The organism is Pseudomonas sp. TE24901 (genome assembly GCF_054058375.1).
On the sequence record NZ_JBSSAF010000017.1, the window covers coordinates 127,275 to 138,678 of the forward strand.

The 11,404-nt window shown below is 62.7% G+C and carries 10 protein-coding genes and 2 riboswitches; of the genes, 5 read left to right on the plus strand and 5 right to left on the minus strand.

The annotated features are described in order from the left end of the window. Positions 1-17: 17 nt before the first annotated feature. From ACVWVP_RS27235 to cobW, 4 genes are read right to left on the minus strand one after another with little or no spacing between them, the layout of a single operon-like run. On the minus strand, positions 18-620 hold the full coding sequence (locus ACVWVP_RS27235) for a vWA domain-containing protein (protein WP_457409067.1): 603 nt from the start codon (positions 618-620) through the stop codon (positions 18-20). Positions 621-673: 53 nt separating this feature from the next. Beyond that, positions 674-1,678, minus strand: a complete 1,005-nt coding sequence (locus ACVWVP_RS27240; protein WP_259175755.1) for an ATP-binding protein — start codon at positions 1,676-1,678, stop codon at positions 674-676. After that, positions 1,678-5,439 carry a cobaltochelatase subunit CobN gene (gene cobN, locus ACVWVP_RS27245; protein ID WP_457409070.1) on the minus strand — a complete coding sequence of 1,254 codons (3,762 nt, stop codon included), beginning with the start codon at positions 5,437-5,439 and terminating at the stop codon, positions 1,678-1,680. Before cobN ends, ACVWVP_RS27240 begins: the two co-directional genes overlap by 1 nt. Before the next feature lie 3 nt (positions 5,440-5,442). After that, positions 5,443-6,507: a cobalamin biosynthesis protein CobW gene (cobW, locus tag ACVWVP_RS27250; RefSeq protein WP_178919588.1), complete on the minus strand. Its 1,065-nt coding sequence runs from the start codon at positions 6,505-6,507 to the stop codon at positions 5,443-5,445. Between the two features lie 93 nt (positions 6,508-6,600). After that, positions 6,601-6,800: riboswitch (cobalamin riboswitch) on the minus strand. A 189-nt stretch (positions 6,801-6,989) separates the two neighbouring features. Here cobW and ACVWVP_RS27255 point away from each other — a divergent pair. The 5 genes from ACVWVP_RS27255 to cobM all read left to right on the plus strand — a co-directional run bounded on the left by ACVWVP_RS27255 (position 6,990) and on the right by cobM (position 10,038). After that, positions 6,990-7,490 carry a hypothetical protein gene (locus ACVWVP_RS27255; RefSeq protein WP_457409073.1) on the plus strand — a complete coding sequence of 167 codons (501 nt, stop codon included), beginning with the start codon at positions 6,990-6,992 and terminating at the stop codon, positions 7,488-7,490. Positions 7,491-7,623: 133 nt separating this feature from the next. After that, a riboswitch (cobalamin riboswitch) is annotated at positions 7,624-7,831 on the plus strand. Positions 7,832-7,927: 96 nt separating this feature from the next. Next, positions 7,928-8,116 carry a CbtB-domain containing protein gene (locus ACVWVP_RS27260; RefSeq protein WP_259175747.1) on the plus strand — a complete coding sequence of 63 codons (189 nt, stop codon included), beginning with the start codon at positions 7,928-7,930 and terminating at the stop codon, positions 8,114-8,116. Between the two features lie 11 nt (positions 8,117-8,127). Beyond that, positions 8,128-8,832, plus strand: coding sequence for a CbtA family protein (locus ACVWVP_RS27265; protein ID WP_178919586.1), 705 nt, complete (start codon positions 8,128-8,130; stop codon positions 8,830-8,832). After that, entirely contained in the window at positions 8,829-9,221 is a 393-nt protein-coding gene (locus ACVWVP_RS27270) for a cobalamin biosynthesis protein (protein ID WP_457409075.1), read from the plus strand. Before ACVWVP_RS27265 ends, ACVWVP_RS27270 begins: the two co-directional genes overlap by 4 nt. Positions 9,222-9,291: 70 nt before the next feature. Further along, on the plus strand, positions 9,292-10,038 hold the full coding sequence (gene cobM, locus ACVWVP_RS27275) for a precorrin-4 C(11)-methyltransferase (RefSeq protein WP_259175744.1): 747 nt from the start codon (positions 9,292-9,294) through the stop codon (positions 10,036-10,038). A gap of 236 nt (positions 10,039-10,274) precedes the next feature. On the opposite strand, the gene nfuA is transcribed toward cobM, so the two are convergent. After that, positions 10,275-10,859 carry a Fe-S biogenesis protein NfuA gene (gene nfuA / locus ACVWVP_RS27280; protein ID WP_003190728.1) on the minus strand — a complete coding sequence of 195 codons (585 nt, stop codon included), beginning with the start codon at positions 10,857-10,859 and terminating at the stop codon, positions 10,275-10,277. Positions 10,860-11,404 lie beyond the last annotated feature (545 nt).

The window sequence follows — 11,404 nt, forward strand, 5'->3', positions numbered from 1 at the left end:
TGGCGGTAACTCAGGCACTACAACTTATCGATATGCTGATAATCCAGCTGCAACCCGGCTGCCAACGCCTGGGCACGGCCTAGGCGAATCGGGCCGCGCTCGATATCCACCAGCAGTCCTGGGCACTCCAAGTGAGGCAACTCGGCAACATCCTTGAGGCGCCCATCCGTGATCACTAGCAACCGTTGCTGCTCCGTCGGATACCGCTTGCGCCGCACCGCCAACCAATGCCCCGCCTCGGTCAGCGCTGCCAGCAACGGTGTACCACCGCCCGCGCCTAATTGCTCCAGCCAACCCACCAAGCCCTTCGCCGCCTTCAACCCCTGAACCTGCCACTTCGGCGCCTGCCCGCTGGCCGTCAGCAACGCCATGCGCGCCCGCTGGCGGTAAGCGTCATCAAACAGTTGGGCCAACAAGCCCTTGGCATCGGTCAGTGCTCGGTGGCGCCGGGTAGACGCAGACGCATCGACAATCACCAGCCACAGCTCATGGGCAGCACGACTGCGCAGGTGGAACAGCAAATCCTCTCGCGATTGCGGGCGGCCGCCCAGCAACGTGCCGGGCCAGTTGATCGAGCCCTGCCTGGCGATGCGCGCCTTGCCGTGCCTGCCTTTTTCCACTCGCCCCGCCTTGGGCCGGGCATCCGCCCCCGCGTCAGGTCGAGGGCGAATGCCTAGGGCTTTTTTGGCCAGGTGGGGACTTCACGGCGTGCGCCTGTGGGCAGGGCCGGCGCGGGCATGTCACCCCATTGGCCCTGGCCTTGGCTCGGCGAGGTGTCGGATGGCTTAGGCGACGGCCCTTCGCTCGGCGGACTCGCCGGTGGGGTCTGCACCTGGCGGCGATGACGCAGGGCAAACTCGGCGACCGCTTCAATATCCTCTTCAGCGATGACACCCGCACCGCGCCATGCCGCATGGGCCCTGGCGCCGCGCAACCACACCAGGTCCGCACGCAGGCCATCGACACCGGCCGCGAAACAGCGCTCGGTGATCTGCGCCAGCGCCGCATCATCCAGCGCAATGCTGTCGAGCCGCGCCCGCGCCTGGGTGCAACGCTCACGCAGTGCGGCCTGTTCTGCGGCCCAGTGTGCAAGGAACGCCACGGGGTCACTGTCGAAATCCAGGCGGCGGCGGATGATCTGCCCCCGCTCGGCCGGCAAGGTCTGCCCACTCAACGCCACATTGAAGCCGAAGCGGTCGAGCAATTGCGGGCGCAACTCGCCTTCCTCCGGGTTCATGGTGCCGATCAGCACAAACCGCGCCGAATGGCGGTGCGAGATACCGTCGCGTTCAATCAGGTTGGTGCCGCTGGCGGCCACGTCGAGCAGCAGGTCCACCAGGTGGTCGGGCAGCAGGTTGACTTCATCGACGTACAACACGCCACCGTCGGCCTTGGCTAGCACGCCGGGGGAAAACTGCGCACGGCCTTCGCCGAGGGCTGCGTCCAGGTCCAGCGTGCCGACCAAGCGTTCTTCGGTAGCGCCCAGCGGCAAGGTCACAAACTGCCCGCTGGCCAGCAGGTCTGCCAACCCACGCGCCAAGGTGGACTTGGCCATCCCGCGCGGGCCTTCGATCAGCACGCCGCCAATCTTGGGGTCGATGGCGGTCAGGCACAGGGCCAGTTTCAAGTCGTCGGCGCCGACCACGGCGGACAGCGGAAAATGCGGAGTATCAGTCATCAGCTGTCTTCTTCTATATCCAGCAACAGGTTTTCCAACGCCGCCTTGTAAGCCCCGGGCTCTTGCCACAGGCCGCGCTGCTGGGCTTCGAGCATGCGCTCGGCCATATCGCGCAGGGCATCAGGGTTGTGCTGTTGCACAAAGGCCCGGGTGTCAGGGTCCAGCAGGTACGCGTCGGCAAGCAACGCGTATTGATGATCGTCGATCAGCGCGGTGGTGGCGTCGAACGCGAACAGATTGTCCACGGTGGCGGCCATTTCGAACGCACCTTTGTAGCCATGGCGCTTCACACCTTCGATCCACTTGGGGTTGGCAGCGCGGGAACGGATCACCCGGTTCAGCTCTTCCTTCAAGGTGCGGATCTTCGGCAAATCAGGTTGGCTGTGGTCGCCATGATAGCTGGCGGCCTTGTCGCCGCTCAGGGTTTCCACGGCGGCGAGCATGCCGCCCTGGAATTGGTAGTAGTCGTTGGAGTCGAGCAGGTCATGCTCGCGGTTATCCTGGTTCTGCAACACCGCTTGCACCTGGCTCAGGCGCTGAGCGAATTGTTCACGGGCGGCCGTGCCTTCGTCGGCACCGCCATAGGCGTAACCGCCCCAATTAAGGTAGACCTCGGCCAGGTCTTCACGGGTTTGCCACAGGCGACCGTCGACCGCGCCCTGCACGCCGGCCCCATAGGCACCCGGCTTGGCCCCAAAGATGCGCCACCCGGCCTGCTTGGCGGCGGTTTCTTCGTCCAGGCCGGACACACGCAACGCCTCACGCTCGCTGCGCACCTTGGCCGCCAGCGGGTTCATATCGTCCGGCTCATCCAACGCCGCTACCGCCTGCACCGCCGCGTCAAACAGGCGAATCAAATTGGCAAACGCATCGCGAAAGAAGCCTGACACTCGCAACGTCACATCGACACGCGGACGGTCCAGCAGGCTGATCGGCAGGATCTCGAAGTCATCCACCCGCTGGCTGCCCGTGGCCCACACCGGGCGCACGCCCATCAGCGCCATGGCTTGGGCAATGTCATCACCGCCGGTGCGCATGGTGGCCGTGCCCCACACCGACAGGCCCAGCTGACGCAGGTGGTCACCGTGGTCTTGCAAGTGGCGCTCAAGAATCAGGTTGGCGGACTGGAAACCGATGCGCCAGGCGGTCGTGGTGGGCAAGTTACGCACATCGACGGTGAAGAAGTTGCGACCGGTGGGCAGCACGTCCAGGCGTCCACGGCTGGGGGCGCCGCTCGGCCCTGCGGGTACAAAGCGGCCGGCTAACGCATCGAGCAAGCCGCGCATTTCGGCCGGGCCGCAGGCATCCAGGCGCGGCGCGACGACGATGCGCAGGCTCTCGATCACCGCCTTCACGTCTTCCCAACCGGGTTCTTCCAGCTGTTCCAGCGGCCCTTCCAGCGCCTGCTCGATCAACCGCGCGGCGTACAGTTCCAAACGCTCGCGGGTGTCGCCTGCGGTGCGCCACAACTGTGGGTCGATTTTCTGCAATACAAGCGGACGGCGCCCGGTCCAGGGTTCGGCAAGGGCGCAGTCCAAAGGGTCGAAGCCGAGGTCGAATGCCTTGGCCAGCACCCGCAACAGGCTCGATTGCGGGCCGCGCCCATCGCCACGCGGGATACGCAGCAAGGCCAGCAAGGTGTCGATACGCAGCCGACCTTCGGGCGACTCGCCGAAAATATGCAGCCCGTCGCGGATCTGCGATTCCTTCAAGTCACACAGGTAAGTGTCCAGGCGCGGCAGCCAGACGGCGGCGTCCGCCTCGCTGTCCAGCTCGAGTTCTTGGTCGATGCGGGTTTCTCGCACCAGCTTGAGGATGTCTTTCTGCAATTCCAGAGCGCGGCGCGGGTCGAGCAACTGCGCTTCGTAGTATTCGTCCGCCAGCAGTTCAAGGTTGCGCAGCGGCCCGTAGGTTTCGGCGCGGGTCAGCGGTGGCATCAAGTGGTCGATGATCACCGCCTGGGTGCGCCGCTTGGCCTGGGCGCCCTCGCCCGGGTCGTTGACGATAAACGGGTAGATATTCGGCAACGGCCCCAGCAATGCATCGGGCCAGCAGTTTTCCGACAGGCCCACGCCCTTGCCGGGCAGCCATTCGAGGTTGCCGTGCTTGCCCACGTGGATCACGCCGTGGGCGCCGTAGGTGTGGCGCAGCCAGAAGTAAAACGCCAGGTAGGCGTGAGGCGGTACCAGGTCCGGGTCGTGATAGACGGCGCTGGCGTCCACTTGATAGCCACGCGCCGGCTGGATGCCGACAAACGTCAGGCCCAGGCGCAGGCCGGCGATCATCATGCGGCCGTCGCGGAACATCGGATCGCTGTGCGGTGCACCCCAGCGTGCCAAAACAGCTTGGCGGTTGGATTCAGGCAGGCGACTGAACATCGCCTCGTAGTCATCCAGGCTCAGGCTTTGATGGCAGGGGCGCAGGTCGAGGCTGTCGAGGTCGTTGGTCACGCCGCCAAGCAAATCGTGGATCAGCGCAGTGCCGCTTTCAGGCAGCTCGCTCGGCAGCGGATAGCCTTCGGCTTGCAGCGCCCGCAGGATATTCAGCGCTGCAGCCGGCGTATCCAGGCCCACGCCGTTGCCGATACGGCCGTCGCGGGTCGGGTAGTTGGCGAGGATCAGCGCGATGCGCTTGTCAGCATTCGGCACCCGCGCCAGCTCGACCCAACGCCGCGCCAGTTCAGCGACAAAGTCCATGCGTTCAGGCGCGGCGCGGTAACAGACCACGTCCGACTGGCTGCGCTCGCTGCGCCAGGCCAGGTCCTTGAAACTGATCGGCCGGCTGATGATGCGCCCGTCCAGCTCCGGCAAGGCAATGTGCATCGCCAGGTCGCGCGGGCCCAGGCCTTGTTCGCTGGCCTGCCAGCCGGGCTCGTTGTCTTGGGCGCAAATCGCCTGGATCACCGGGATATTGCGGCGAAACGGTCGCAAATGCGGCGCTTCGGGGCTGGATTGGGCAAAGCCGGTGGTGTTCAAAATCACCGCCGCACCCACTTCATCCAGCAGGTCCTCGACCACCGTCAGGCAGCCGGGCTCTTTCAAACTGGCCAGCGCAATCGGCAGCGGGTTAAGGCCCGCTGCCTGTAAGCGTTGGCAGAACACATCGATAAAACCCGTATTGGCCGCCTGCAAATGGGAGCGGTAGAACAGCACCGCCGCCACCGGCCACTCGGGGTTCCAATCCGTCTGCCAGTCGTTCAGGCGCGGGTTGGCTTTATGCGGGTGATAAATCGCCGTGCGCGGCAGGGTTTGCGGCTCGGCCCAGGTGTAGTCGCGGCCCAGGTAAGCGCTGGCCAGGCAGCGATAGAAATCCAGCGCGTTGCCCAGGCCGCCCTGGCGCAAAAAGTGCCACAGGCGGTCGCGGCTTTCGGCGTTTACCGTACTCAGGCTGCTGAGTTCCGGGTCCGGGCGATCGTCCCCCGGCACCAGGATCAGCTGCACGCCGCGTTCGGCCAGCTCCACCAGCCGCTCGATGCCGTACCGCCAATAACCGATGCCGCCGTGCAGCGAAATCAGGATGACCTTGGCGTGGCGCAGCACTTCATCGACGTACAGGTCGACCGAGGCATGGTTCTGCACCTGCATCGGGTTGGCCAGGCGGAAGCTGGGGTAATCGTCGGGCAATTGCTGGGCCGCTTCGGCCAGCAATGCCAGGCTGGAATCACCGCTGCACAGGATCACCAGGTCAGCGGGGGTTTGGCCAAGGTCGGCAATATTGTCGTCCGAGACGAAACCACCGGGCTGGGTCCTGAGCAGGTGCATGGGTCAGACGCTGAGTGCAGCGCGCAACTGCGCTTCGAGGCCGGCGGCATCGAGGTCCTGACCGATCAGCACCAGGCGCGTGATGCGCGCTTCGTCAGCGCCCCAGGCACGGTCGAAGTGCTTGTCGAAACGTGTGCCCACACCCTGGATCAGCAGGCGCATCGGCTTGTTGGGGATGGCCGCGAAACCTTTGACGCGCAGGATGCCGTGTTGCACCACCAGTTGGGTCAGAGCGTCGAGCAGCAGGGCTTCGTCGGCTTGCGGCAGGTCGATGGAAATGGAATCGAAAGCGTCGTGGTCGTGATCGTCGTCTTCACCTTCGTGGTGATGATCGTGATGGCTGTGGCGACCGTCGATGTGCTCTTCAGAGCCGGCACCCAGGCCGATCAGCACGTCCAGCGGCAGGCGACCGCTGCTGGCTTCGATGATCTTCACCGCAGGCGGCAACTCTTCGGCGACTTCCAGGCGCACGCGGGCCAGGTCTTCCGGGTTGATCAGGTCGGTTTTGTTGAGGATCACCAGGTCGGCGCTGGCCAGTTGGTCGGCGAACAGCTCGTGCAACGGCGACTCGTGATCCAGGTTCGGGTCCAGTTTACGCTGGGCGTCGACCTGGTCCGGGAAGGCGGCGAAGGTGCCCGCGGCGACGGCCGGGCTGTCGACCACGGTGATTACCGCGTCGACGGTGCAGGCGCTGCGGATTTCCGGCCACTGGAAGGCTTGTACCAAGGGTTTTGGCAGGGCCAGGCCTGAGGTTTCGATGAGAATGTGGTCGAGGTCACCACGACGGGCCACCAGTTCGCGCATCACCGGGAAGAACTCTTCCTGCACGGTGCAGCACAGGCAGCCGTTGGCCAACTCGTAGACGCGGCCGTTGGCTTCTTCTTCGGTGCAACCGATGGAGCACTGCTTGAGGATTTCACCGTCGATGCCCAATTCGCCGAATTCGTTGACGATTACCGCGATGCGACGGCCCTGGGCGTTGTCGAGCATGTGGCGCAGCAAGGTGGTTTTGCCCGACCCGAGGAAGCCGGTAACGATGGTGACGGGGAGTTTGGCCAGTGTTTTCATCGGATGCCCTTTGGGGCGGGCATACGGGACGATAGGCCCTGCGACGGCGCGCAGCAGCGGATTTCGTCACCGGATCACCCCGCCCGGTTGAAGTAGAAAATCGGTTGCGAGGCAGGTCTCCTGGCTTGGGGCGTGCGGGTCTTGCGACCGGCGCTGGCTGCGCCTTCCCGCCTTGTCGGCAGTGGCGTGGCAGTCAGCTGAACCCTTTACAGTTGCGGGGGCAGCCGCGGCTTGGACCGCGTTCCCTTCTTAGCTCCGGCCTGGGCTGGAGAACCTCGAGGGTGCAAGGCTACGCAGTGCCACAGAGCGGGTCAATGCCAACACATGAGGTTCGCGCCATACCGCGGCAGTCGAATGAAACTTACAACTCGCATTAATTGCCCGATAGCCAGCTAGGAACAGCTTGGACTTTTGCACCACACAGATTTGGCTCATAAGCGCTCAATGCGCGCCAGACATACCAACGCAATAAAGGATCAAACATGACACTTTACCCTCTCCACTTTAACCTGCCACCCAACTCGCCGAGCTACAAAGGCGAGAAAGAAGCTGATGCCCCGCAGGACAGTATTCAGATCCAACACGCTGCATACACCAGCACGAGTAGCCTCGAAACTCGGGCAAAGAGAAGTACAACAGAGCAAAAGCCCCAGGTCTGGTTCTACAGTGACAAAGAGTTGCTACAAGAGGTGAAGAAACACTTCGATGAATATGCAGCCGGACAGGGCGATGAATACGTCAACTTCAAAGAATTAAAAGAGGCCGCCGGTCAGGTGCCAACCACGAGAACCTTCTCTCCAAAAGCCTCAGCCATTGCCGAGGAGATCCTCAAACGCACCGAGCTTCTCAACCAGCTGGACATAGGAGTGGGCTGGACACTCAGCGGAAGAGGATTACAAGACGAGAGGTTTGATCATGACAACCTTGACTACTTGATCACCTACGCTTCCGATCATCGCAGAGTCAGGTTCATTTCGAGATGATATAAAAATTTGTCTGATCCACAAAAAAGTAACATCGATCGCTCGTCACCCTTGAGGTCAACCCTATCCGTCAAACACCTTAAACATTTACAGCCGTTCAAGGTGTTTGACGCACATCAACCGCCCATGTTCTCCTACACACCTTGTTTCGGGTGCCCTGCAAAGGGTGAAACGGGAAACCGGTACGCCATACCCCTATGGCAAGTCCGGTGCTGCCCCCGCAACGGTAAGCGAGCGAAGCGTCATAACCACTGTGCACTTGCATGGGAAGGCGATGCTTTCAGGACTCTCCCAAGAGCCCCCTCGCAAGCCCGGAGACCGGCCCGAAAAAATCAGATAACAAACCCGCGGTGGGCGGGCGCTGTTCGAACCCTGCGTGCCCGGCTCGCGGGGTTTTCATGCGCTCGTGTCACCCTGAAACCCTGAAGGGACGCGCCATGTCGATCATCACCAGCACCTCGCACGCCACCGGCAACACCACCACCCTCAGCCAACGCCTGACCGCCGCCATCGGTGCGTCGATCCTCGGCGCGTGTCTGGTGTATTTCGCCGGTTTCTCGCATATCGAGGCGGTGCACAACGCAGCCCACGATACCCGCCACAGCGCCGCGTTCCCGTGCCACTGAGACTTGCCGACATGATCAAGCGTATTGCGCAAACCGCAGGGTTCACTGGCCTGCTGGCCGCCCTGCTGCTGACCCTGCTGCAAAGCTTCTGGGTCGCCCCGCTGATTCTGCAGGCGGAAACCTTCGAAAACGCCCCGGCCGCCACCGAAGTGGCCCACGAACACGCCGAAGGCGCCGCCGCCCACAGCCATGACGCCGAGGCCTGGGAGCCGGAAGATGGCTGGCAGCGTGTGCTGTCGACCACAGGCGGCAACCTGGTCGTAGCAGTCGGTTTCGCCCTGATGCTGGCCGGTCTCTACACCCTGCGCGCACCGACCCGTACCGCGCAAGGCTTGCTGTGGGGCTTGGCCGGTTACGCCACCTTCGTACTGGCGCCGACCATGGGCCTGCCACCTGAGCTGCCAGGCACTGCGGCAGCCGATCTGGCGCAACGGCAGATCTGGTGGATCGGCACCGCCGCCTCCACCGCCGCCGGTATTGCGCTGCTGGTGTTTGGCCGTAACTGGCTGCTGAAAGTGCTGGGTGCCGCGATCCTGGCCGTGCCTCACGTCATCGGCGCGCCACAACCGGAAGTGCACTCGATGCTGGCACCCGAGGCGCTGGAAGCGCAGTTCAAGATCGCCTCGCACCTGACCAACGTCGCCTTCTGGCTGGCGCTGGGCCTGATCAGCGCGTGGTTGTTCCGTCGCAACCGTGACGATCACTACGCTGCATGATCCTGGCGGTCGGCTTGGGCTGCCAGCGGGGTTGTGACGTTCACGCCCTGCTGGATCTGTTTGACAGCGCCCTCGCGGAGGGGGGCGTTGATCGCAACAGCATTACCGCGCTGGCCAGTATCGATCTGAAAAAGGATGAACCGGGAATACGGGCCATGGCCCGGGCGCTGGATCTCCCGTTGCACTGTTTCAACGCAGGACAACTGGCGGTTTATGCCGAGCGTTTGAGTCACAAATCCGAGGTCGCCTTTGCCCATACCGGCTGCTACGGCGTCGCCGAAAGCGCTGCCCTGGCCCTGGCCGAACACCTCGCGGGTGCCCCTGCCGGACTGCTGATCACCCGCAAAAAAGCCGCCCAGGCTACCTTTGCGTTGGCGTGCGCCGGCTAAAATCCCGATAATCGCCGCTTCCGATCATGAGCCACTTTCATGCTCGCCCGTTTTTCGACAGGAATTTCCCATGACCGTCTACTTCATCGGCGCAGGCCCCGGCGACCCGGAATTGATCACCGTCAAGGGTCAGCGGCTGATCCGTAACTGCCCGGTGATCATCTATGCCGGCTCGCTGGTGCCCGCAGCGGTGCTGGAAGGTCATCAGGCAGAGACCGTCGTCAATAGCGCCGAATTGCACCTGGAACAGATCATCGACCTGATCAAGACAGCCCACGCCAAAGGCCAGGACGTGGCGCGGGTGCATTCCGGCGACCCAAGCCTTTACGGGGCGATTGGCGAGCAGATCCGTCATTTGCGCGAGTTGGGCATTCCTTTCCAGATCATCCCGGGCGTTACCGCAGTGGCCGCCTGTGCGGCGTTACTGGAAACCGAGTTGACCCTGCCGGACATCGCCCAGAGCGTGATTCTGACCCGCTATGCCGATAAAACAGGCATGCCGGCCGGCGAGAGCTTCGACAGCCTGGCGCGGCATGGCACGACCATGGCGATCCACCTGGGGGTCAACCACTTGGACAAGATCGTCGCTGAGCTGCTGCCACACTATGGCGCCGACTGCCCGATTGCGGTGGTGCACCGGGCGACATGGCCGGACCAGGATTGGGCGGTCGGCACACTGGCGGATATTGCCCAGAAGGTGGCCGCCAAGGGCTTTCGGCGTACGGCGCTGATTGTGGTGGGCCGAGTGCTGGCCAGTGACAGCTTCAGCGAGTCCTCGCTGTACCGCGCAGGTCATGCTCACCTCTACCGCCCTTGATCAAGCCCTGAGAGCTACGCAAAACCCTGTGGGAGCCGGGCTTGCCCGCGATGACGGTGTGCCAGATAAAACATTTGTCTGCTGATATAACGCTATCGCAGCGATGCGGCGACCCGACAAGCCAGCTCCCACAATTGATCTATTTTGTTAAATAGATAGTGCAAGCCATTGAATTTAAGGCATAAAAAAACGGCGCTCACGGGGCGCCGTTTTTTTGTTCGCAGTGAACGCCTTACTCAGTAGTAGGCGTTTTCTTTCTGCGTGTGGTCGGTCACGTCGCGTACGCCCTTGAGCTCTGGAATACGTTCGAGCAAGGTGCGCTCGATGCCTTCACGCAAGGTCACGTCCGCCTGGCCGCAGCCTTGGCAGCCGCCGCCAAACTTCAATACGGCGATGCCGTCGTCAACCACGTCGATCAGGCTGACCTGGCCGCCGTGGCTGGCCAGGCCCGGGTTGATCTCGGTTTGCAGGTAGTAGTTGATGCGCTCGTTGACCGGGCTGTCGGCATTGACGTTCGGCACCTTGGCGTTGGGCGCCTTGATGGTCAACTGGCCGCCCATGCGGTCGGTGGCGTAATCGACCACAGCGTCGTCAAGGAAGGCTTCGCTGAAGGCATCGATGTACGCGGTGAAGCTTTTCAGCCCCAGGGCGGTGTCTTCAGGCTTTTCTTCACCCGGCTTGCAGTAGGCAATGCAGGTCTCGGCGTACTGGGTGCCGGGCTGGGTGATAAAGACGCGGATGCCGATACCCGGGGTGTTCTGCTTGGACAGCAGGTCAGCCAGGTAATCGTGGGCGGCGTCGGTAATGGTTATGGCAGTCATGGAAACTCCTCACAGGCTTGCCGGCAGTTTACGCCAAAATATTACGCAGGTACAAAGTCCTAGTGTTTTTGTCGGGATAGGCGGTTTCTCGGACGGGGTACATATCCGTTTTTGGGGTAACGGCTGCTTAGGGTTCCGCCCTTACGGCGGCTCACTTTGGAAAAGAGCCGGAATGCCGGCCCAGCCCAAAGTCAGCAAAGGGCTCTTGCCCCAACACTCGGCACCTCGCCTAGGCTCGGTGTGCCCGTAATCCGACAGGTATTTGGGGCGGCTAAACCGGCATCCCTGCCGGTTTAGCCCCCAAATCCCTGTCAGATTCCGGCCAGCGTGTTTGACGGGGCGCTTAAGATCAAAAGCAAGATCAAAAGCAAAAGCACAGCGGCCTGACAGCTGGCTTGAGTGGTGTAGATCAAGAGCGAATAGCACGCTTTATGTGGGAGCTGGCTTGCCTGCGATGGCATCGATTGGGTGTGCCTGATGTACCGAGGTGTTTGCATCGCAGGCAAGCCAGCTCCCACAGTTGACCCGGGCCGACAGTTAGATAC

What these genes read in the sequence shown, in the direction of transcription:
- ACVWVP_RS27255 (WP_457409073.1), top strand. Translation starts at nt 6,990, where the DNA reads ATGACACTTTACCCTCTCCACTTTAACCTGCCACCCAACTCGCCGAGC.
- ACVWVP_RS27260 (WP_259175747.1), top strand. Translation starts at nt 7,928, where the DNA reads ATGTCGATCATCACCAGCACCTCGCACGCCACCGGCAACACCACCACC.
- ACVWVP_RS27270 (WP_457409075.1), top strand. Translation starts at nt 8,829, where the DNA reads ATGATCCTGGCGGTCGGCTTGGGCTGCCAGCGGGGTTGTGACGTTCAC.
- ACVWVP_RS27240 (WP_259175755.1), bottom strand. Translation starts at nt 1,678, where the DNA reads ATGACTGATACTCCGCATTTTCCGCTGTCCGCCGTGGTCGGCGCCGAC.
- cobM (WP_259175744.1), top strand. Translation starts at nt 9,292, where the DNA reads ATGACCGTCTACTTCATCGGCGCAGGCCCCGGCGACCCGGAATTGATC.
- cobW (WP_178919588.1), bottom strand. Translation starts at nt 6,507, where the DNA reads ATGAAAACACTGGCCAAACTCCCCGTCACCATCGTTACCGGCTTCCTC.
- nfuA (WP_003190728.1), bottom strand. Translation starts at nt 10,859, where the DNA reads ATGACTGCCATAACCATTACCGACGCCGCCCACGATTACCTGGCTGAC.
- cobN (WP_457409070.1), bottom strand. Translation starts at nt 5,439, where the DNA reads ATGCACCTGCTCAGGACCCAGCCCGGTGGTTTCGTCTCGGACGACAAT.
- ACVWVP_RS27265 (WP_178919586.1), top strand. Translation starts at nt 8,128, where the DNA reads ATGATCAAGCGTATTGCGCAAACCGCAGGGTTCACTGGCCTGCTGGCC.